The sequence below is a fragment of the Saccharopolyspora antimicrobica genome (assembly GCF_003635025.1).
Lineage (GTDB): Bacteria > Actinomycetota > Actinomycetes > Mycobacteriales > Pseudonocardiaceae > Saccharopolyspora > Saccharopolyspora antimicrobica.
In genome coordinates, this window is record NZ_RBXX01000002.1 from 5,241,389 (window position 1) to 5,261,796 (window position 20,408).

General features: G+C 71.4%; 18 protein-coding genes. 12 read left to right on the plus strand and 6 right to left on the minus strand.

Features of this window, described 5'->3' with window-relative positions; translation table 11 throughout:
• The first annotated feature begins 6 nt into the window (after positions 1–6).
• Together ATL45_RS25190 and ATL45_RS25195 are read left to right on the plus strand one after the other, a co-directional pair.
• A complete protein-coding gene (locus tag ATL45_RS25190) occupies positions 7–633 on the plus strand; it encodes a TetR/AcrR family transcriptional regulator (protein WP_093155525.1) in 627 nt (208 codons plus the stop codon).
• Between the two features lie 111 nt (positions 634–744).
• Positions 745–1,458, plus strand: coding sequence for an Imm1 family immunity protein (locus tag ATL45_RS25195; protein WP_093155527.1), 714 nt, complete (start codon positions 745–747; stop codon positions 1,456–1,458).
• A gap of 30 nt (positions 1,459–1,488) precedes the next feature.
• Here ATL45_RS25195 and ATL45_RS25200 read toward each other — a convergent pair whose 3' ends face one another.
• Positions 1,489–2,316: a M55 family metallopeptidase gene (locus tag ATL45_RS25200; protein WP_170210346.1), complete on the minus strand. Its 828-nt coding sequence runs from the start codon at positions 2,314–2,316 to the stop codon at positions 1,489–1,491.
• 405 nt (positions 2,317–2,721) lie between these two features.
• On the opposite strand from ATL45_RS25200, the gene ATL45_RS25205 reads away from it, so the two are divergent.
• From ATL45_RS25205 to ATL45_RS25220, 4 genes are read left to right on the plus strand one after another with little or no spacing between them, the layout of a single operon-like run.
• Complete coding sequence (locus ATL45_RS25205) at positions 2,722–4,530, plus strand: ABC transporter substrate-binding protein (RefSeq protein WP_439332464.1); 1,809 nt, start codon at positions 2,722–2,724, stop codon at positions 4,528–4,530.
• Between the two features lie 3 nt (positions 4,531–4,533).
• On the plus strand, positions 4,534–5,571 hold the full coding sequence (locus ATL45_RS25210) for an ABC transporter permease (protein ID WP_093155532.1): 1,038 nt from the start codon (positions 4,534–4,536) through the stop codon (positions 5,569–5,571).
• A complete protein-coding gene (locus tag ATL45_RS25215; protein ID WP_093155533.1) occupies positions 5,568–6,464 on the plus strand; it encodes an ABC transporter permease in 897 nt (298 codons plus the stop codon). The genes ATL45_RS25210 and ATL45_RS25215 overlap by 4 nt, the downstream gene beginning before the upstream one ends.
• Complete coding sequence (locus tag ATL45_RS25220; RefSeq protein WP_093155535.1) at positions 6,461–8,044, plus strand: ABC transporter ATP-binding protein; 1,584 nt, start codon at positions 6,461–6,463, stop codon at positions 8,042–8,044. The genes ATL45_RS25215 and ATL45_RS25220 overlap by 4 nt, the downstream gene beginning before the upstream one ends.
• Positions 8,045–8,156: 112 nt before the next feature.
• On the opposite strand, the gene ATL45_RS25225 is transcribed toward ATL45_RS25220, so the two are convergent.
• On the minus strand, positions 8,157–8,786 hold the full coding sequence (locus ATL45_RS25225) for a nucleoside/nucleotide kinase family protein (RefSeq protein WP_093155536.1): 630 nt from the start codon (positions 8,784–8,786) through the stop codon (positions 8,157–8,159).
• Positions 8,787–8,819: 33 nt separating this feature from the next.
• Positions 8,820–9,677: an alpha/beta fold hydrolase gene (locus ATL45_RS25230; protein WP_093155538.1), complete on the minus strand. Its 858-nt coding sequence runs from the start codon at positions 9,675–9,677 to the stop codon at positions 8,820–8,822.
• Between the two features lie 75 nt (positions 9,678–9,752).
• Here ATL45_RS25230 and ATL45_RS25235 point away from each other — a divergent pair, with 75 nt between their 5' ends.
• On the plus strand, positions 9,753–10,322 hold the full coding sequence (locus ATL45_RS25235) for a CGNR zinc finger domain-containing protein (protein ID WP_093155539.1): 570 nt from the start codon (positions 9,753–9,755) through the stop codon (positions 10,320–10,322).
• Positions 10,323–10,522: 200 nt separating this feature from the next.
• On the opposite strand, the gene ATL45_RS25240 is transcribed toward ATL45_RS25235, so the two are convergent.
• The gene (locus ATL45_RS25240; protein ID WP_093155712.1) at positions 10,523–11,455 is read right to left on the minus strand and encodes a S66 peptidase family protein; all 933 of its coding nucleotides are present in this window, start codon (positions 11,453–11,455) and stop codon (positions 10,523–10,525) included.
• A 211-nt stretch (positions 11,456–11,666) separates the two neighbouring features.
• On the opposite strand from ATL45_RS25240, the gene ATL45_RS25245 reads away from it, so the two are divergent.
• The 3 genes from ATL45_RS25245 to ATL45_RS25255 all read left to right on the plus strand — a co-directional run bounded on the left by ATL45_RS25245 (position 11,667) and on the right by ATL45_RS25255 (position 14,079).
• Entirely contained in the window at positions 11,667–12,233 is a 567-nt protein-coding gene (locus tag ATL45_RS25245; protein WP_093155541.1) for a DUF3090 domain-containing protein, read from the plus strand.
• Positions 12,234–12,259: 26 nt separating this feature from the next.
• The gene (locus ATL45_RS25250) at positions 12,260–13,033 is read left to right on the plus strand and encodes an SCO1664 family protein (RefSeq protein ID WP_246025531.1); all 774 of its coding nucleotides are present in this window, start codon (positions 12,260–12,262) and stop codon (positions 13,031–13,033) included.
• Positions 13,034–13,134: 101 nt separating this feature from the next.
• Entirely contained in the window at positions 13,135–14,079 is a 945-nt protein-coding gene (locus ATL45_RS25255; RefSeq protein ID WP_246025532.1) for an MBL fold metallo-hydrolase, read from the plus strand.
• Between the two features lie 207 nt (positions 14,080–14,286).
• Here the strand turns inward: ATL45_RS25255 and ATL45_RS25260 are convergent, their stop codons facing one another.
• Entirely contained in the window at positions 14,287–15,525 is a 1,239-nt protein-coding gene (locus tag ATL45_RS25260; protein WP_093155716.1) for a serine hydrolase domain-containing protein, read from the minus strand.
• Between the two features lie 123 nt (positions 15,526–15,648).
• Between ATL45_RS25260 and ATL45_RS25265 the strand changes: the two genes are divergently transcribed.
• Both ATL45_RS25265 and ATL45_RS25270 read left to right on the plus strand, forming a co-directional pair.
• The gene (locus tag ATL45_RS25265; protein ID WP_093155544.1) at positions 15,649–17,049 is read left to right on the plus strand and encodes an ATP-binding protein; all 1,401 of its coding nucleotides are present in this window, start codon (positions 15,649–15,651) and stop codon (positions 17,047–17,049) included.
• Positions 17,049–19,001, plus strand: coding sequence for a vWA domain-containing protein (locus tag ATL45_RS25270; RefSeq protein WP_093155545.1), 1,953 nt, complete (start codon positions 17,049–17,051; stop codon positions 18,999–19,001). Before ATL45_RS25265 ends, ATL45_RS25270 begins: the two co-directional genes overlap by 1 nt.
• A gap of 14 nt (positions 19,002–19,015) precedes the next feature.
• Here ATL45_RS25270 and ATL45_RS25275 read toward each other — a convergent pair whose 3' ends face one another.
• On the minus strand, positions 19,016–20,272 hold the full coding sequence (locus ATL45_RS25275) for a VanZ family protein (RefSeq protein ID WP_093155547.1): 1,257 nt from the start codon (positions 20,270–20,272) through the stop codon (positions 19,016–19,018).
• Positions 20,273–20,408 lie beyond the last annotated feature (136 nt).

The window sequence follows — 20,408 nt, forward strand, 5'->3', positions numbered from 1 at the left end:
GGATGCATGCCGCAACGAGGCAACCGCAGAGAACTGCTCGCCGACGCCGCCATCGAGGTGCTGGCGCGGGAGGGCGGTCGTGGGCTCACCCATCGCGCGATCGATCGTGAGGCCGAGGTTCCCGAAGGCACCACGAAGAACTACTTCCCGACGCGCAGCGCGCTGTACCTGGCCGTCGCGCGCTACCTCGCCGCCCGGCACACCGAAGCGCTGGAAGCGCTGTGCAGCGAGATTCCCGCCGACGTCAGCTCCGAGGACATCACCGCGCTGTACGCGGCGATGCTGCGCCGGATGGCCACCAGCGCGCGGTCGCAGTTCCTCGCGTTGTTCGAGCTGCACCTCGAAGCGGTCCGCAATCCGGACGTCCGCACCGCGCTGAGCGCGATCACCGAGGCCAACGTCGACACCGCGGTGCACCTGCACAGCGCGGTGGGCAGGCGGATCAGCCGCCGCGGCGCCGGGTTGCTGGACGCCGGAATGCTCGGCGTGGCGCTGTCGATGCTGAGCCTGCCCGAGGACCTGGTCTCCGAGCTCGGCCTGGACGACGCGGACGGGCTGGCGCGGGCGTTATTGGCGCTCGGTTCGCCGCACGGCGGGCCTGCGCTCGGAGTGCTGCGGGACGCCGCCGGCTGAGCCGGTGGCGCTTCGGGGCCGTGCACTGACGCACGGTAGCCTGCTGGGGGACGAGATCTGGGCAGGGGCGTCCTGGGGGTCGCCCACGATCGAAGTGGATGCAGGGAACGCATGTCGAATCCAGCACAAGTCGAGCCCGGCCCGCTAGAACCGCCTGCGGTGGTGTTCGCTCGCCTCGCGGACGTCCCGGTGGACGCCCTGGACAAGCTGATCGAGGCCACCCACGAGGTCTACGACGACCTCAACAAGGTGCTCGGCCACCCCTACTGGGGCGATCTGGTCTACCACCAGGGCGCGGCGATGAAGGCGTTGAAGGAAGCGCGGATCTGCTTGGAGGGGCTGCGCTCCGAGGCCGTCGGCGCGCGCAACACCGAGCTGGGGGTCACCGTCACGACCGCGGTCGTCGGTGGTGAGCGCTTCTACGCGCAGGTCGAGGACGACAAGGCCGAACTGGTGGAAAAGGTGCTGCGCCCGCCGCAGCCGGGAGCCGCCCACCTCTACGTCTGGGACCGGCCGCACCAGGATCCCGAGGCGCCCGGGCCCTACCTGCAGGTACGGATCGTCACCGATCCGGAGGACGAGGTCGGCGTCCTGAACTTCACCGAGGAGTCCGAGGACGGCGAGATGACGTCCTGGCACACCCTCAACCCGGAGCCCTCGCCGGAGGCCCCGGCCCTGCCCTTCGACGCGGGCAGCACGCTGAAGTTCCCGCGCAACGCGGTGCTGCCGTTCCGGGAACTCCGCGCAGCGCTGGACGAGTTCACCCGAACCGGGCAGCGGCCGGAGGCGGTCCAGTGGCAGACCGCCCGCTGGGGCGATCTCTGAGGGGCGTCGGCTGGTGCCGACGGGATCCGATCAGCCGTAGATCCCCTGGACGGCCCGGGCGGCGATGGTCGTGACGATCTTGAACGCCTTCATCGCCTCGGTCATGTCCGGCGCGTCGAAGCCGACCCGCCGCACGTCCACCTGCTCCACGGTCGGGATCACCGCCGCGGCGGCGGCCAGGTGCGCGGCGTCGAACTCCACCTCGATGCGGTGCGGTCGCACGTCGCCAGCGGTGCGCCCGGCCAGGCGCAGGCTTTCCGCCGCCGCGGAGCGGATGTCGGCCGCGGTGCGGGCCGGTGGGCGGCAGATCGCCGCGTAGCGGCTGACGCACTCCTTGACCACGACGGTGTGCGCCGCGGGCGCGTAGTCGGCGGCTTCCGCGCAGGCCCGGTCGTCCCCGGTGACCAGCAGGACGGGCACTCCGTGCTCGTCGGCGAGCGCCGCGTTCAGCGCGCCCTCGCCGGCCGGGCGGCCGTCCAGCCAGACGCCGGTGATGGAGTTCTCCAGGTAGGTGTGCGACAGCACGCCCTCCTCGCCCGCCCGCGCGTGGTAGCCGAGGAACACCACACCGTCCACATCGGACTCGATGCCCTGCATCATGGACAGCGGCTTGTGCCTGCCGGTCAGCAGCACCGCCCGCTCGTCGAGGTCCTCCAGCAGCAGATTCCGCTGCGAGGAGTGCGCCTCGTTGACCAGCACGCCGGTCGCCCCGGCGGTGAACAGGCCTTCGACGCAGGCGTTGACCTCGCCGGTGAACAACCGGCGGAAGCGCTGCCACTGCTCGGTTCCGGGCACCACGTCATCGGTCCAGGTGACACCGGTGACGCCTTCCATGTCAGCTGAGAGCAAGATCCGCACGCCCGCCAATCTATTAGAGAATGCTCGACTCGTCCTGCGTAGCGGTGCGGGTGGCGGAACCTCAGCGTCCGTCTGGACTCCGGAATCCCGGACTGATGCATGACCAATGCACGGCGCTCGGGCTGTCCTCGCCAGGCGAACGCTGAGAACCCGCGGCGGTGCCGGTTGCGAGGGTGGGTTATGCGCCTGCGGCGCATGCGACGCCTTCTGTTCTCCGGTGCGCGAGGCGTCGCGGTCGCGGGCCGATAGCCGAGTTCGTCGGAGCGGCCTGTCCAGGCTTTCGGGCGGTGGCGCGCCGACGGGGTAACGGTTCGGTTCCACTGCGTGACGTCAGGCGACGACAACTCGTGGTTAACCATTGACGAACAGCGTCAGAAGGTGGTTCCTTTCTCTCACTCGCCGTGGATGAGGGGGTCACAAGTGGGCAGACGATTCGTCGCGCTCTGTGCCGTGCTGCTGGCCGGATTGATGGTGCCGCTGCCCGCGGCGGCGCAGGAGGACGGTGCGCGGCCGCAGGGCGCCACGCTGCGCATCGGGTTGCAGCAGCAGATCGACTCGCTCAACCCGTTCCTGGGTTACACGCTCGCCTCCACCGACATCTTCCGGTCCATCTACCCGACGCTGACCACCTACCGCGCCGCGGACTTCGAGGTGGAACCGGAGCTGGCCGAGAAGTGGGAGACCTCGCCGGACAAGCTCACCTGGACCTTCCACATCCGTCCCGGCGTGAAGTGGTCCGACGGGCAGCCGGTGACCGCCCGCGACGCGGCCTACACCTTCAACCGGATGATGACCGATCCGGCCGCCAGCACCGCCAACGGCAACTTCGTGGAGAACTTCGACACCGTCACCGCACCGGATGAGGGCACGCTGGTCATCCGCACCAAGACGCCGCAGGCCACGATGCTGGCCATCGACGCGCCGATCGTGCCCGAGCACGTGTGGTCGAAGGTCACCGATGTCGCGAGCTTCACCAACGACCAGATGCCGGTTGTCGGCAGCGGGCCGTTCGTGCTCACCGACTACCGCCCGGAGCAGGACGTCACGCTGACCGCCAACCCGGACTTCTGGCGCGGCCCGGCGAAGGTCGCGCAGGTGCAGTTCATCCAGTTCAAGAACAGCGACGCCGCGGTGCAGGCACTGCGCAAGGGCGATGTCGACGTGGTGCAGAAGCTCACCCCGGCGCAGTTCGACGCGTTGGCCGGTGAATCCGACATCCAGCAGGTCAAGGGCCAGGGCCGGCGCTTCTTCGAGATGATCCTCAACCCCGGGGCGGCCAACAGCGAGAACGAGCCGATCGGCACCGGGCACCCGGCGCTGAAGGACGTGCGGGTGCGGCAGGCCATCGACCACGCCATCGACCGGCAGGCGCTGGTCGACCGGGTGATGGGCGGCTACGCGCAGGTCGGCGGCGGCTACCTGCCGCCGATCTTCGGCGACTACCACTGGAACCCGCCGCAGCCGCGGCCCTTCGACCTTGCCGAGGCCAACCGGCTGCTCGACGCGGCCGGCTACCCGCGCGGCGCGGACGGCATCCGGCACACCCCGCAGGGTGAACCGCTGAACTTCGACTTCGTGCTGCACGGCAACCGCTCGGAGGACATCCAGGTCGGCGAGTTCGTCAAGCGGTGGCTGTCGGAGCTGGGCATCGGCGTGGAGCTGCAGCCGGTGTCGGACAACCAGCTCAACGACCGCACCACCGCCGGCGCTTTCGACATGGTGATCAGCGGCTGGTCGGCCAACCCCGACCCGGACTACGTGCTGCGGCTGCAGACCTGCGCGGCGCGGCCGAGCCCGAGCGGCGGCGGCAACACCGACTCGTTCCTGTGCGACCAGCAGTACGACGACCTCTACAACCGGCAGCTCGGCGAGTTCGACAAGGCCGCGCGGGTCGACCTGGTCAACCAGGCGCAGGCGCGGTTCTACGACCAGGCGGCCGGGCTGATCCTCTTCTACCAGAACTCGCTGGAGGCCTACCGCACCGACCGCTACGCCGGGTTCACCATGCAGCCCGCGCAGGACGGCGTCATCGTTGCGCAGCAGGGCTATTGGGGCTACTACGGCGCGGAGCCCACCGAGGCGGCGGTCAACGGCACCTCGGGCACCGACTACAGCACCGTGGCGTGGGTGCTCGGCGGTGTCGTGGTGCTGGTCGGCGTCGTGGTGGCGCTGGTGTTCGTCCGCCGCCGGGCGACCGCCGACACCAGGGAGTGAACCGTGTCCGATCTGCTTGCCACCGTCCCGGACCAGGCACCGTCCAGCGCCGGTCGCCGCCGGTTCGCCCGCTTCCTGGGCGGCAAGGTCGGCGGCGGCCTGGTCAGCCTGTTCCTGGTGGCGGTGCTGGGGTTCTTCCTCTTCCGGGTGATCCCGGGCGATCCGGTGCGCACCATGACCCGCGGCGCGCCGGTCACCGAGCAGCAGATCCAGGTGCTGCGCGAGCGGTTCGGGCTGGACCAGCCGCTGTGGAAGCAGTTCCTGGACTTCCTCGGCAATCTGCTGCGCGGTGACCTCGGCACCTCCTACACCTACAGCCGCCCGGTCGGGGATCTGATCCTCGAGCGGATCGGGCCGACGGTGCTGCTGGTGGGCACCGCCACGGCGCTCGCGGTGGTGCTCGGGCTGTGGATGGGCTCGCGCGCCGCGTGGCGGCACGGTGGCGCGTTCGACAAGACCTCGACCTCGGTGGCGCTGACGCTGTGGTCGGTGCCCACGTTCTGGCTCGGCCTGATCGTGCTGATGGCCTTCGGCGTCGGAGTCGGCCCGATCCCGGGGCTGTTCCCGGTCGGCGGGATGTCCTCGCCGGACACCCCGCCCGAGTTCCTGCCGCAGCTGCTCGACGTGGCGCACCACCTGGTGCTGCCCGCGCTGACCATGGTCGCGGTGATCTACGCCGAGTACCTGATGGTGATGCGGTCCTCGTTGCTGGAGGAGATGGGCGAGGACTACCTGACCACCGCGCGTGCCAAGGGGCTGCGCGAGGACTTGGTGCGCCGCCGCCACGCGGTGCCCAACGCGCTGCTGCCGACCGTCACGCTGATCTTCCTGCGGATGGGGCTGGTGGTCGGCGGGGCGATCACGGTGGAGACGGTGTTCTCCTGGCCCGGGCTCGGGCTGCTGACCTTCGAGGCGCTGCGGGTGCCGGATCTGCCGCTGCTGCAAGGGATCTTCATCGTGCTGGCGGGGAGTGTGGTGGTGATGAACGTGCTGGCCGAGCTGCTCTACCGAGTGCTGGACCCGAGGGTGCGGGAATCGTGACGGCCACCGCCGGCCAGATCGTCCGGGCGCGCCGCCGGGCGCGGTTGGCCGAGGCGTGGCGCGTGTTCCGGGCTGACCGGGGCGGGCTGGTCGGGCTCGTGGTGCTGGTCGTCGTCGGCCTGCTGGCGCTGCTCGCGCCGCTGCTCAGCGATGCCGGTGGCCTGGACGTCACGCGCGCGACCGGTGAGCCGTTGCAGGCGCCCAGCGGCGAGTACTGGCTCGGGACCGACGAATCCGGTCGCTCGGTGCTGCTGCTGACCTGGTGGGGCACCCGGGTGTCGCTGGTGGTCGGGCTGGCCGCGGCGTTGCTGTCGGTGCTGATCGGCGCGCTGGTCGGCGTGCTCGCGGCGCACTTCGGCGGCTGGACCTCGCGAATCCTGCTGCGGTTCACCGACTTCTTCCTGGTGCTGCCCGCGCTCGTGCTGGCCATCGCGCTGTCCACGGTGCTCGAACGCGGGCTGTGGACGATCGTGCTGGCGATCGGTGTGACGTCCTGGCCGCCCACGGCGCGCATGGTGCGGGCGCAGACGCTGACCGTCGAAACCCGCCCGTACATCGAGCGGGCCCGCGCGCTGGGCGCCGGGCACGGGCACATCATCGGCAAGCACGTGCTGCCCGCCGTGGTGCCGCTGGTGTTCGCCAACACCACGCTGGCGGTGGCCAGCGCGATCATCGCCGAGTCCACGCTGTCGTTCCTCGGTCTCGGCGACCCGAGCCTGGTGTCGTGGGGCTCGATGCTGAAGTCGGCGATGGACACCGGCGCGGTGACCGGCGGCGCCTGGTGGTACCTGCTGCCGCCGGGCCTGGGGATCGTGGTGGTGGTGCTCGCCTTCACCCTGTGCGGGCGGGCGTTGGAGACGGTGTTCAACCCGAGGCTGCGGGGGCGGCGGTGAGTCCGATTCTGCAACTGCGCGACGTGTCGGTGACCTACCGGGGCGCGGAGGAACCCGCGGTGCGGGGTGTGAACCTGAGCCTCGGCGAAGGCGAAACCCTCGGGATCGCAGGCGAATCCGGCTGCGGGAAGACGACCGTGGCGATGTCGGTGCTGCGGTTGCTGCCGAGCTCGGCGCGCATCGAGGGGCAGGTCCTGCTGGACGGCGAGGACGTGCGCGAGATGACCTTCGGGCGGCTGCGCGCGGTGCGCTGGGCGAGTGCGTCGGTGGTGTTCCAAGGAGCGATGCACGCGCTGAACCCGGTGCGCACGATCGGCGAGCAGATCGCCGAGCCGATCAAGCTGCACGGGAGCGGCGGCGAGGACCTGCCCGCGCGGGTCGCGGAGCTGCTGGCGCAGGTGGAGCTTCCCGCCGACCGGGCGAACGCCTACCCGCACGAGCTCTCCGGTGGGCAGAAGCAGCGCGTCATGATCGCGATGGCGCTGGCGTGCGAGCCGCGGCTGGTGATCGCCGACGAACCCACCACGGCGCTGGACGTCGTGGTGCAGGCGCAGATCCTGGAGCTGATGCGCCGGCTGGTGGCCGAGCGCGGCATCGCGCTGGTGATGATCAGCCACGACCTGTCCGTGCTCTCGGCCAGCTGCGCGCAGCTGGCGGTGATGTACCAGGGGCGAGTGGTGGAGCACGGCGCGGCCCAGCAGGTGATGACCCGGCCGCAGCACGAGCACAGCAAGGCGCTGGCCGACGCGTTCCCCACGGTGGGCGATCCGCAGTTCCGGCTCACCGAGAGCGCGTCCCGGGGCGCCGCGCTGCTGGCCGCCGAGGACGTCGCCGTGGATTTCACCGGCCGTTCCGGGCAGGTCGTGCACGCGGTGCGCGGGGTCGACCTGGCGGTGGAGGAGAAGGAGATCGTCGCCCTGGTCGGGCAGTCCGGATCAGGCAAGACGACGCTCGCGCGAACCCTGCTGGGCCTGCAGAAACCGACCAGGGGAGCGGTCCGCTACGGCGGGGTGCCGCTGCCGACCGGCACCGCGGGCCTGCGCGACTACCGCAGGCAGGTGCAGCTGGTGCTGCAGGACCCGACGGGAGCGCTCAACCCGCGGCACACGGTGTACGAGGCGGTGGCGGAGGGCCTGCGGATCCACGGCATCACCGACGACGAGCGCGGCCGGGTGACCGCGGCGCTGGAAGCGGCGGAGCTGCGGCCCGCGGAGAAGTTCTTCGGCCGCCTGCCGCAGGAGCTCTCGGGCGGTCAGCGGCAGCGCGTGGTGATCGCGGGCGCGCTGGTGCTGGAGCCGAAGGTGCTGGTCGCCGACGAGCCGGTGGCGTCGCTGGACGCGACCGTGCGCGGCGAGATCCTGTCGCTGCTGCTGCGCCTGCGCGTGGAGCGCGACCTGTCGACGCTGGTGATCACCCACGACCTGGGCCTGGCGTGGAACATCGCCGACCGCGTGGCGGTGATGTACCGGGGCGAGCTGGTGGAGGTCGGCCCGGTGGAGCAGGTCCTCCTGGACCCGCAGCACGACTACACCAAGACCCTCCTGGCCGCAGTCCCCACCGTCGAACGCCGCGTGGCGTAGGCCCGGCGGGAGGCAAGGTTTCCGCTGCTCAGGGGCCGTGAGTGTTTTGTGGTGCTATAACGCCACAAACCACTCACGGGTCTTGACCAGGGACGACGGAGCGTGCAGCTGTTCACTCCAGGCTGTCCACCACTGCGGGGCGGCCCGGGCGGTCGACTCGGACGACGTAGTCCGCCAGGTGGTGCGGGGAGACTTCTTCGGCGTAGCGGTGGAAGGCCGGGAGGGTCCAGCTGTCCTCGTCGGGGGTTCGGCGGTTCAGGGCCGCTTCGGGGAGCCAGAGGTGGACGGTGAAGTCGAACGGCAGGCCCGCGCCGAGCAGGAGCGGGCCGTCCACCACGGCCACCGCCCGGTCCGGGAGCTGGACGCGGGGCAGGCGGGGCGAGCGGTCCGCTGCGGCGTCCCAGAGCGCGGGCAGGACCCGGCCGTTTCCGCTGTCCGACAACGGGTCCAGCACCTCGCGGGTCAGGCCGCGCAGGTCGTACCAGTTCGCGTAGTACGAATCCGGGTCGTGGTGGCCGTGTTCCAGGCGCAGGGACGCCGGGCGCAGGTAGTCGGCCATGCGGATGCGGATCACCTCGCGGCCGCGGGTGCGCAGCGGTTCCACCAGGGCGTCGGCGAAGTCGCCGGTGTCGGCGGCCGGGGCGCCGTCCACCGCGATCCGCGCCCAGCGGCGGGGGAGTGCTTCGATGCGGTCGACCAGCTCCGCCGCCAGCAGTTCGGGCGTGACGGGTCGGACTCGCATGGGGCACCTCTCGCTCGCTGACGACGTTATCAACTACCTCCCGGGCGCCAGGAATTCCCGCAGGTGCGCCAGCACCTGCTCGGGGCGCTCCTCGGCCAGGAAGTGCCCGCAGTCGGCGATCTCGGCGCAGGTCGGGTGCTCCGCGTAGTCGCGCCAGATCTCGCGCATCGGCAGCTTCGCGGGCAGGCCCGCCGATCCCCACAGCGCGAGCACCGGCATGGTCAGCTTGCGGCCGGCCTCGGCGTCGGCGTCGTCGTGCTCGCTGTCGAGCGGGAACGACGCGCGGTAGTCGTCGAAACCGGCGCGCAGCGCTCCCGGTGCGGAGAACGCGCGCACGTACTCCTCGATCGCCGAGGTCTCCAGGCCGTGCCGGTTCACCGTCCAGCGCTCGAAGAAGTACCCGAGGTAGCCCGCGACGTCGTTGCCCACCAGGCGTTCCGGCAGGTCCGGCTGCAGGTGGAAGAACCAGTGCCAGTAGGCGGTGCCCGCCTCGGTGTTCATCAGCCGCCACATCTCGCGGGTCGGCACGATGTCCAGCAGCGCCAGCCGGTCGACCTGGTCCGGGCGGTCCAGGCCCCAGCGGTGCGCCACCCGCGCGCCGCGGTCGTGGCCGACCACGCTGACCGAGTCGAAGCCCAGCGCCGCCACCAGCTCGGCCATGTCGGCGGCCATCGTGCGCTTGTCGTAGCCGTCGCGCGGCTTGTCGGTGCGGCCGTAGCCGCGCAGGTCCGGCGCGATCACCGTGTGCGTGCGGGCCAGCTCCGGGATCAGCTTGCGCCAGCAGTGGCTGGTCTGCGGCCAGCCGTGCAGCAGGACCAGCCCGGGTCCGCTACCCGCTGTCGTGTAGTGCACGCGCAGGCCGTTGACCAGGGCGACTTCGTCGGACGGCATCGATCGACTCCGTTTCTAACTGTCTAAGGGGGTTAGAGACTAGGATCGTAGATCGACGGCAGGGGGAGGGCAAGGATGGGCGACTGGGTCCACGACGGCGGCCGGCTCTGCCTCGACCTGGTCAACACGCTGCGCGACCGGTACCGCGGCGGCCGGGAGCTGCTGGTGGCGCCGGACGCGCTGGCCGAATGGCTCCGCGAGGTGGGGCTGCGCGCGGAGAGCTCGCCCGCCGAGGCGCACGTGGCGGCCGCGCGAGAACTCCGCGAAGCGATCGACCGGGCTGTGAACGCCCGCGCGCAAGGCGCGGTCATTGCGGCATCCGACGTGGAGCTGATCAACGCGGTGGCACGCGGCGAGAACCGTGCCGCGGTGCAGCTGCGCCTCGGTGCGGGCGGAGTCGTCGAGGCGTTCCGCTCGGAGCCGCAGGACCCGGTTCGGGCGGCTCTGGCGGAAGTCGCCGTCGATGCGATCGAACTGCTGGCCACCGACCCGTTCCCGCGAGTGGCGGTCTGCGCCTTCCACCTATGCGGACTCCGCTTCCTGGACACCTCACCGGCCCGTAACCGGCAGTGGTGCTCGATGACCAGATGCGGCAACCGGGCCAAAGCCCGCCAGCACTACGCCCGCCGCAAAGGCGGTTCCTGATCCCCGGTGCTCGGCCGGACTCTGCGCCAGCGCGCTCGGGCGAGTGCGATTTCAATGGAAATCAGACGTCTGATTTCCATTGAAATCGCGTCAATCCCGACACGCGGTCGGCGTGTCGGGATCCCGACACGCCGAGGAGGTCCCCAATTTCCATTGAAGTTGGACACCTGATTTCCATTGAAATCGCGTGGTGTCTCCGTTCAGAGCAGGGCGGGTTTCAGGATCGACAGCCGCTGGGCGTCGGTGTCGAGTTCGGCGGCGACGCCGAGCGGGACGGTGCGCTGTGCGGTGCAGTGGCCGAAGCCGAGTTCCCACAGGATCGGCACGCCCAGGCCGCCCAGCCGGTCCGACATCACCGCGCGGACCGCGTCGAGCGGCCCGCACTCCGTCCACGAGCCGAGCGCGATGCCCGCGGCGTGGTCGAACCAGCCCGCGCGCAGCAGCTGGGTGAGGAACCGGTCCAGCTGGTAGGGGGATTCGGTGATGTCCTCCAGCAGCGCGATGCCGCGCTCCGGCGGCGTCGGCGCGTCGGGAGCGCCGAGCGATGCCGCGACGATGCTGAGGTTGCCGCCGTAGGTGGTGCCTCGGGCGCGCCCGCGCACCAGGGCGTCCGCGGTGGAGCGGGTCAGGATGGTGACCGACTCGGGCTGGAACAGGGTGCGGCGCAGGTGCTCCCGCGCGGCGGCGTCCTCCGCGAACGCTTTCGTGGCGACCATCGGGCCGAACACCGTGACCAGGCCCAGCTGGGTGGCGACGGCGTCGTGCAGGGCGGTGATGTCGCTGGAGCCGGTGAACACCTTCGGGCCCGCCGCGGCCATCTCCGCCCAGTCGAGGTGGTCCAGGACCCGCATGCTGCCGTAGCCGCCGCGCGCGCAGAGCACCGCGGACACGTCCGGATCGCACCAGGCCTCCTGCAGGTCGGCGGCCCGGTCGGCGTCGGTGCCCGCCAGGTAGTCCAATCCCGGGTGGCGGTCGCGGACGTGCTTGCCGACGCGCGGCTGCAGGCCCCAGGCGCGCAGGTGGGCGAGCCCGGCGTCGAGCAGCTCCTCGGGCACGGGCCCGGCCGGGGCGACCACCGCCACCGTGTCACCGCTGCGCAACCTCGGCGGGCGACGTAGTTCGCGCATGCTCATCGGCGTGCTCCATCCCGCGATCTTGACCACCGCCGGTGAGCGTATCGGCCCGGCTCCCGGCGCGCTCCAGTTCGCCATTGGCGAACATCGGCGAAACCGGTGGTCGGCGGGCGGGTTCTGCGGGTAGACCGGCACCTGGTGCGGCGGTGACCAACAAAACGGGGGCCAGCCGCGCACCCGGTGCGCTCGGTGGCCTAGTGTCGGAGGGGTCATGGCTCGTGTCATCCACGTCTTCCGTCAACCTGACCGATTCGTCGCCGGAACGGTCGGGGAACCCGGTGAGCGCACTTTCTACCTGCAGGCGTCCGAGGACGTCCGCACGGTGAGCGTGCAGCTCGAGAAGCAGCAGGTGTCGGTGCTGGCCGAACGCATCGGCGCGCTGCTGGAGGAAGTGCAGCGGCGCTTCCACGCCGACCTGCCCAACCAGACCCCCGACGCGCTCGTCGACACCGAACCGCTGCAGGTCCCGGTCGACGAGGAGTTCCGGGTCGGGACCATGGGACTGGGCTGGGACGCCGAGACCGAGGCGGTGGTGGTCGAACTGCTGGCCGTCACCGACGAGGAGCTCGACGAATCGGTGGTGCTCGACGACACCGAGGAGGGCCCGGACGCGCTCCGGGTGTTCCTCAGCCCCGCGCACGCGCGGGCGTTCGCCGAGCGCGCCGAACGCGTCATCAACGCCGGTCGCAAGCCCTGCCCGCTGTGCGCCGAACCGCTCGACCCCAACGGCCACATCTGCCCGCGCCAGAACGGCTACCGCCGTTCGGAAGAGGTCTGAGGCACGTGCGCGCGGGTGATCCCGCGGTGCACGAGCTGCTCCTGAACGGACGCTTGGACGTCCAGGGGCGGTTGGTGGAGGCGTCGAACGCGACGCTGTTCTGCGGGATCGAGATCGACGGCATGGCCGCCGAGTGCGTTTACAAGCCGGTGCGCGGGGAACGCCCGCTGTGGGACTTCCCGGACGGCACGCTGGCCGGCCGCGAGGTCGGCTCCGCCCTGGTCGCCGAAGCGATCGGCTGGGAGCTGATCCCGCCGACGGTGCTGCGCGATGGGCCGTTCGGGCCGGGCATGGTGCAGCTGTGGGTGGACGTCGAGGAGGACTCCGGGCTGGTCGGCATCGTCGCCCCGGACGAGGTGCCGGACGGCTGGCTGCCGGTGTTGCGCGCCCAGGACCACCACGGTGATCCAGTCGTGCTGGCGCACGCCGACCACGAGCAGCTGCGCCGACTGGCGGTGCTCGACATCGTGATCAACAACGCCGACCGCAAGGGCGGCCACATCCTGCACGCCCCGGACGGCCGCGTGCTGGGCGTGGACCACGGAGTCAGCCTGAACACCGACGACAAGCTGCGCACCGTGCTGTGGGGCTGGATCGGCGAGCCGTTGCCGGACGACGCCGTCGACAAGCTGGGCGAGCTGCGGGCCCTGATGGAGGGCGAGCTGGCGGTCCGGCTGGCCGAGCACATCACGCCGAAGGAAGTTCAGGCCATCAGCACCCGCATCGACCACCTCCTGGGAACCGGCGTCTTCCCGGCTCCCTCCGGGGACTGGCCGGCGATCCCCTGGCCCGCGTTCTGACCTGAGGCTTTCCAGGCTCGTGACCGCCGAGGTTCTGCTGGGACTGTGATCCTCGAGGATTGCGGGTGCGGTGGGCGGTGCGCGCAGGGCAGTCTTGGGTGGTGTCGATCCAGCACCAGCCGCCGCGCCTCCAGCCCTCCTACGCCGATCGTCTGCACGCTCCGCTGCCCAGCTTCCGGGACGTGATGCGGCTGATGTGGACCGGCGGGTTCCGCGGGAGGGTGGAGGACGCCGACCGGATCCCGGTGCTGCGCAGCGGGCTGGCCCCGGTCGCCGCGCAGGACACCGCGCTGAGCTGGGTCGGGCACTCGACGTACGTGCTGCGGATGGGCGGGGCCGCGGTGCTCACCGATCCGGTGTGGTCCTCGCGGATCCCCGGCGTGCCGCGGCGCTTGACCCCGCCCGGAGTGGCGTTCAGCGAGCTGCCGCCGATCGATGCCGTGGTGATCAGCCACAACCACTACGACCACCTGGACGCCCCGACGATCCAGCGGCTGCCGCGGTCGACGCCGGTGCTGGTGCCCGTCGGGCTGGGCCGCTGGTTCCGGCGGCGCGGCTTCACCGAGGTCGTCGAGCTCGACTGGTGGCAGTCGGCGGAGGTGGCCGGGCTGACCTTCGACTTCGCCCCGGCCCGGCACTGGAGCCGCCGCGGCCCGCGCGACACCTGCCGGAGCCTGTGGGGCAGCTGGGTGATCACCGGCCCGCAGCACCGGGTCTACCACGCCGGCGACAGCGGCTACGGCCCCCATTTCGCCGAGATCGGGCAGCGGTACCCGGGCATCGACGTGGCGATGGTGCCGATCGGCGCCTACGACCCGCGCTGGTTCATGAAGCCGGTGCACATGGACCCGGAGGAGGCCGTCCAGGCGGTTGAGGACCTGGGCGCGGCGCACGCGGCGACGATGCACTGGGGCACCTTCGTGCTGACCCGCGAACCGGTGGTTGAGCCGCTGGTCCGGGTCCGCAAGGCCTGGCGCGAGGCGGGCCACGACCCGGACCGGCTCTGGGACCTCGCCGTCGGCGAATCCCGCGTCCTACCGGCCTGAGCACACCGATCTGCGCGGGTCTTCTGCAATTTCAATGGAAATCGCACGTGCGATTTCCATTGAAATCGCGCAATATCCGACACACCGTCGGCGTGTCGGACGCCCGACACGCCGACGGCGCGCAACTTCCATTGAAATCGGGGGTCTGATTTCCATTGAAATTGCGCAACATCCGACGCGCCGTCGGCGGGTCGGGTGCGGCAGCGCTCAGTCGACCAGGGCTTGGTAGACGAGCTGGTGGAGCTGGGAGCGGATGGGGTGGGTGCTGGAGGGCATCAGCTGGGTCAGGAAGAGGACCGTCAGGTCTTCCGCCGGGTCGACCCAGAACGCCGTGCTGGCCACGCCGCCCCAGGCGTACTCGCCCGCTGAGCTGATCACCTTGCCCGCCGCCGGGTCCTGCACCACCGAGAAGCCCAGCCCGAAGCCCTTGCCCGCGTTGCGCGCCTCGGAGAACGAGTTGAGCGCCAGCGATTCCAGGTCGGCTCCGCCCGGCAGGTGGTTGCGGGTCATGTAGTCGACGGTGCGGCTGCCCAGCAGCCGGGCGCCGTCCAGCTCGCCCCGGCGCAGCAGCATCTGGGTGAAGCGGTGGTAGTCGTACGCCGAGGAGAACAGCCCGCCGCCGCCGGAGAGCGCCTTGGGCAGCTCGAAGGCAGCCGCGTGCGCCTCGTCGTGCTTGGGGTGGCGGCGCGCGAGTCCCTGCGGGTCGGCGATGTAGAGGGTGGCCAGCCGGTCGGCGTCCTCGCGGGCGACCGCGAAGCCGGTGTCGGCCATTCCCAGCGGCTCGAAGATGCGGGTGCGGAAGAACTCGTCGAGCGTCTGCCCGGAGATCACCTCGACGATCCGGCCGAGCACGTCTGTGGCCACCGAGTAGTTCCAGGCCGTTCCGGGGTCGAACAGCAGCGGCAGCGAGGCCCACGCGTCGCAGCAGCCGGCCAGGTCCAGCCGGGCGCCGAGGCCGTTGCCGAAGCCGGCGCGGCGGTAGAGCTCGTCCACCGGGTGCAGGTGGTGGAAGTCGTAGGTGAGCCCGGAGGTGTGGGTGAGCAGGTGCCAGATCCGCATCTCCTCGCCCGCAGGGCGGGTCTGCGGCGCGCTGGCGCTGCCGCTGGTGTAGACGCGCATGTCGACGAAGGACGGGATGAAGTCGCTGACCGGGTCGGTGAGCTCGAGGGCGCCCTCCTCGTGCAGCATCATGATCGCGGTGGAGGTGATCGGCTTGGTCATCGAGAAGATCCGGAACAGGGTGTCCGGGCACACCGGCGCGCCGCTCTCGACGTCGCGCATGCCGTGCGCGGCCAGGTGCGCGATCTTGCCGCGGCGGGCCACCAGGACCAGCCAGCCGGGCAGCTTCCCGGTGTCGACGTACTGGGCGAAGTGCCGGTCGATGCGCCGCAGCCGGGCCGCGTCGAAGCCGACTTCGCCGGGGTCAACCTCGATCTCCACTGATATCCCTCCTCGGGCCACCGGATACGTGGTGTTTCTACACGTTGCGAGCGGCGAGGAGCGGTCCGGGATGCGAAAACCTTTCTGCTATTCCGGCGTTCGTCGGCCTCGCCGGGTAGCGTCGGCAGGGTGACGAACCCGACCCCACCTCCCGGTCTGCCCCGCACCGCGGGGGAGCTGCGGGCCAGCGGCCACGCTCCGCGCAGTGTGAAGGCCGAGTTGCGCGCGAACCTGCTGACCGCCCTGCGCTCCGGCCGGGCGCTGTGGCCCGGCATCGTCGGCTTCGACCGGACCGTGCTGCCCCAGCTGGAGCGCGCCCTGATCGCCGGGCACGACGTGGTGCTGCTCGGCGAGCGAGGGCAGGGCAAGACGCGGCTGCTGCGCAGCCTCACCGAGCTGCTCGACGAGTGGACGCCGGTCATCGACGGCTCCGAGCTCGGCGAGCACCCGCTGCGGCCGATCACCCCGGCCTCCCGGCGGCGGGCCGCCGAGCTCGGCGACGAGCTGCCGGTGGCCTGGCGGCACCGCAGCGAGCGCTACGCGGAGAAGCTGGCCACCCCGGACACCTCGGTCGGCGACCTGGTCGGCGACGTCGACCCGGTCAAGGTCGCCGAGGGCCGGTCGCTGGGCGATCCGGAGACCATCCACTTCGGACTCGTGCCCCGCGCGCACCGCGGCATCGTGACCGTCAACGAGCTGCCGGACCTGGCCGAGCGCATCCAGGTCGCGCTGCTGAACGTGATGGAGGAGCGCGACATCCAGATCCGCGGCTACAACCTGCGGCTCCCGCTGGACGTGCTGCTGGTCGCCACCGCCAACCCCGAGGACTACACCAACCGCGGCCGGATCATCACGCCGTTGAAGGACCGCTTCGGCGCCGAGATCCGCACGCACTACCCGCAGGACGTCGACGACGAGGTGGCGCTGGTGCGCCAGGAGGCGGACCTGCCCGCCGAGGTCGGCGACCACCTGCTGGAGGTGCTGGCCCGGTTCGTCGGCCACCTGCGCGAATCGACCGCCGTCGACCAGCGCTCCGGCGTGTCGGCCCGGTTCGCCATCGCCGCCGCCGAGACCGTCTCGGCCGCCGCGCTGCACCGCGCCGCGGTGACCGGCGAGCACCCGGCGGTGGCCCGGCCGGTCGACCTGGCCGCGGTGCCCGCGGTGCTCCGCGGCAAGATCGAGTTCGAGGCGGGCGAGGAGGGCCGCGAGGAAGAGCTGCTGGGCTACCTGCTGCGCCGTTCGGTGGCCGACACCGCGCGCGGCCTGTTCGCCGGGCTCGACCTGCAGTCGCTGGCCCAGGCCGTGGCCGACGGCCACCCGGTGGCCACCGGGGAGCGGGTGTCCGGGCACGACGTGCTGACCGCGCTGCCGGAGCTGCCGGTGCTGCACCAGGTCGCCGAGCGGCTGGAGGTGCGGGCCGGTGATCCGCCCGGGCGCATCGCCAGCGCCGTGGAGCTGGCGCTGGAATCGCTGTTCCTGGCCAAGCGGCTCGGCAAGGACGCCGAGGACGACAGGTCGGTGTACAGCTGATGTCCCCGCGGTTCCGGTACGACGCGTGGCACGGCGGGCCCGATCCGCTGGAACCGCCGGTGGATCTGCGCGCCGCGCTCGACCAGCTCGGCCGCGACGTGATGGAGGGAGCTTCACCGCGCGCGGCGCTGGAGGAGCTGTTGCGCACCGGCACCCGCGACGTCTCCGGGCTCGACGACCTGACCCGGCGGCTGTGGCAGCGGCGCAGCGAGCTGCAGCGGCGCCACCGGCTGGACGGCACGATCGCCGAGGTGCGGCGGTTGCTGGACCGCGCGCTGCAGCAGGAGCGGCTCGCGCTCGCGGCCGACACGGGTGAGGACGCGCGGTTCCGCGAGCTGCAGCTGGGCGCGCTGCCGCCGGACGCGGCCGGGCAGGTGGCGGAGCTGGCCAACTACGACTGGCGCTCCCCGGATGCGCGGGAGGCCTTCGAGGAGATCCAGCAGCTGCTGGGCTCGGAGGTCCTCGAACAGCGCTTCCAGGGCATGAAACAGGCGATGCAGCAGGTCACGCCCGAGGACGTCGAGCGGGTGCGAGCGATGCTCGACGACCTCTCGGCGCTGCTGGCCGCGCACGCCCGCGGCGATGCGGACGTGCCTCAGAAGTTCGAGCAGTTCATGGCGGAGCACGGGGAGTTCTTCCCGGAGAACCCGCGCAACGTCGACGAGCTGATCGACGCGCTCGCAGCGCGCTCGGCCGCGGCCCAGCGGTTGATGAACTCGATGAACGCCCAGCAGCGCGACGAGCTGATGGCGCTGTCGCAGCAGGCCTTCGGCGATCCGCGCATCGCGCAGGCGTTGCAGCGCCTGGACCAGCAGCTGCAGCAGCTGCGGCCGGGCGAGGACTGGACCGGCCGGGCGCGGTTCCGCGGTGATCAGCCGATGGGGCTGGCGGAGGCGACGGCCGCGATGGCCGAGCTCGGCGAGATGGACCGGCTGGCCGAGCAGCTCGGACAGGCCTATCCCGGCGCGAGCCTGGCCGACATCGACCTGGAGGCGCTGGAGCGGCAGCTCGGCCCGCAGGCGGTCGTCGACGCGCAGCGGTTGTCGCAGATCGAACGGCAGCTGCGCCGGCAGGGCTTGCTACAGCGGGCGCCCGACGGCAGCCTGCGACTGAGCCCGCGCGCGATGCGGCGGCTCGGCGAAACCGCGCTGCGTTCGGTGATCTCGCAGCTGCGCTCGCAGCGCGGCGAGCGCGACACCGACCGCGCGGGGGCGGCGGGCGAGCTGACCGGGACGACGCGGCCGTGGAGCTACGGCGACTCGGAGCCGTGGGACGCCTCCCGGACGGTGCGCAACGCGGTGCTGCGCCGCGCGGCCGAGGGCGCGGACTCACCGCTGCTGGACATCGCGGACCTGGAGGTCGCCGAGACCGAGCAGCGCTCGCGGGCGGCCGTGGTGCTGTGCGTGGACACGTCGTGGTCGATGGTGCAGGACGGGCGCTGGGTGCCGATGAAGCGCACCGCGCTGGCGCTGCACCACCTGGTGGCCACCCGGTTCCGCTCCGACGCGCTGCAGCTGGTCACCTTCGGCCGCTACGCGTCCACTGTGGAGGTCGGTGAGCTCGCGGCGCTGGAAGGCGTTTGGGAGCAGGGCACGAACCTGCACCACGCGCTGCTGCTGGCCGGGCGGCACCTGCGCCGCCACCCGGACGCCGAACCGGTGGTGCTGGTGGTCACCGACGGCGAGCCGACGGCCCACCTGGAACCCGACGGCGAGGCCGTCTTCCAGTACCCGCCGGACCCGCGCACCCTGGTCGCCACGCTGTCCGAAGTGGACGCGCTGACCCGCCTGGGCACGACGCTGAGCGTGTTCATGCTGGGCGAGGACCCGAGGCTCGCGGCGTTCGTGGACCTGCTCGCCCGCCGCGGCGGCGGCCGGGTCGTGGCACCGTCGGCCGACGGGCTCGGTGCGGCGGTCGTCGGCGACTACCTCCGCACCAAGCGCCGTCGCTGAACCGGCTCGGCCGATCAGTCGGCCGGGATCTTGGCGGTGGCCTCTTCCTCCGGGGCGGGCTCCTGGGGAGCGCGGCGGGCGCGCTTGTGGGGGAGGGCCTTGTTGTGGACCCCGGAGAGCAGTTCGTGGAAGCCGTAGCGGTCCGGGTTGCGGTAGAGGGCCACGCAGAACACCAGGAGCAGCGCGCCGCACACCAACGCGGTCAGGAAGCCGAAGATCAGCAGCGGTTCGAACCCGCCGAGCGCGTAGATCAGGTCCAGCGGCTCGTCGAGCAGGGTACGGGCGGCGCCGAACAGCAGCTCGCCCGGCAGGCTCAGCAGGAGCGTCACCCCGAGCATCATCATGCCCGCGATCGGGACCATCGGGAGCGCCAGCACCACCGCTCGGACCAGCAGTCGCCACGGTGCGGGCCGCGCGTTCTCGTCGGGGCCGACGAGCTTGAGCAGCAGCAGCTTCTTGCCCGGCGTGCCGCCCAGCGCCCACGGGATCAGGACGAAGTACACCAGCACCGTCAGCAGCAGCCCGCTCAGGAAGCCGACGTCGACGAACAGCGCGGCCACCAGCGTGCAGAACAGCATCGCGAACGGCAGCAGGCACATGTCCACGATGAACGCCACCAGGCGCCGGCCCAGCGGGACCGGGCGGCGGGCCAGCACGCCGTCGTCGATGGAGTCCAATGTGGGCAGCCAGCGGGTCACCGGCCCGGCCAGCCACCAGCCCAGCATCGCGCCGGAGGTGTTGGTGATGATGTCGTCGACGTCGGCCAGCCGGTACGGGCAGGCGTAGAGGCCCCACACGCCGGTGTACTGGGTGAGCTCGAAGAACAGCGACACGCCCAGGCCGATCGCGGCGGTGGTGAGGAAACCGCGCTTGAAGTGGTAGCGCAGGTACGCGCCCAGCGGCACCAGCAGCGCCACGTTCAGCGTCGCCTGCCACACGGCCGGGTTGTGCAGCACCAGAGCGCCGAAGCTGACCTCCCCGCCGGCTTCCTTCCAGATGTCGCCGAAGGTGTTGCCGGGTGTCAGCGCGGGCTGCGCCATCTGCGGGTACTTCGCGCACACGTCCACCACCCGGGAGGGCAGCGGGATCAGCGTCATGAAGAACGCCGTCAGCGCGTAGAACAGGAAGCTGTAGAACGACAACGTGCGCCAGCTCGTCATGACGCCGTGCCTGCGGTAGGTGACCACCGCGGCGGGCAGGAACAGGACGATGGCGAGCAACGGGAAGATGAGCGCCGCTGTCTTGATGGGCAGCAGGTGAACGCTTGACACGGGTGGAAACTATACGGTCGCCCGCCCGGGTGCCCGTCGGCAATCCCTCCTGCCGAGGAGAATCCCGGCGCGGAGCGTGCGCCACGTTACAGTTTCGGACCTGCGCGTTCACCGGCGTGCCGGATTCCCGGGTGCG